Origin of the sequence: Bartonella tribocorum, from assembly GCF_002778015.1 — a bacterium.
GTDB lineage: Bacteria > Pseudomonadota > Alphaproteobacteria > Rhizobiales > Rhizobiaceae > Bartonella > Bartonella tribocorum_B.
Genome location: NZ_NJPP01000098.1, coordinates 1 through 515, shown reverse-complemented (window position 1 = coordinate 515; position 515 = coordinate 1). Strand labels below are relative to the sequence as shown.

At 36.7% G+C, this 515-nt stretch carries 1 protein-coding gene and 1 pseudogene; both read right to left on the bottom strand.

The window, feature by feature from the left end:
- Positions 1–109: pseudogene (locus tag CEV08_RS09740) on the bottom strand (trwi protein); the annotation flags it as partial.
- Between the two features lie 119 nt (positions 110–228).
- Positions 229–495 (bottom strand): type IV secretion system protein, encoded by a 267-nt coding sequence (locus CEV08_RS09360; protein ID WP_280951736.1) that lies wholly within the window; start codon positions 493–495, stop codon positions 229–231.
- Positions 496–515: the final 20 nt, after the last annotated feature.

The window sequence follows — 515 nt, the reverse complement described above, 5'->3', positions numbered from 1 at the left end:
ATACGAAAGGGGTAATGGTCACGATTGCCTTTGAGGAGATATCCGTGACATATGTTTGTGTTGCCTGATCAATACGATTGAACAGTTGTGTGAACATTTGGAAGGCCATGGTATTCCTCTTTAGCGCATTTCAGTTTTCCATCACTTTGCAGCATGGGTGCATACTGAGAGGGTGCTAATATTCATTATGTTAGCATTTCTCAAAAACAGACACATTGTTGTAAAAAATTATCGTATTGYTGGCATTTTTTYMTTTTGACTACTAAATRCCCGCCTGCTAAGCRTTTTCTTTTGTTGATCGATAAGCGCTTGTTCTGCATTTTGTAAGTGTGCAACCATTTGCAATTTTGTTTCTTCATTTTGGATCATGGCYAGCATGCYTYYTATACGYGCCYGTAATTCAGCAATACTTTTCAAATCCGCTGTTGTATTTATTTTTTTTACAAGTTCTAATATTTGCTGAAAACGATTTTTTGCTTCCTCAAAAACTTGCAAACTTATGGCTACTTATGGCT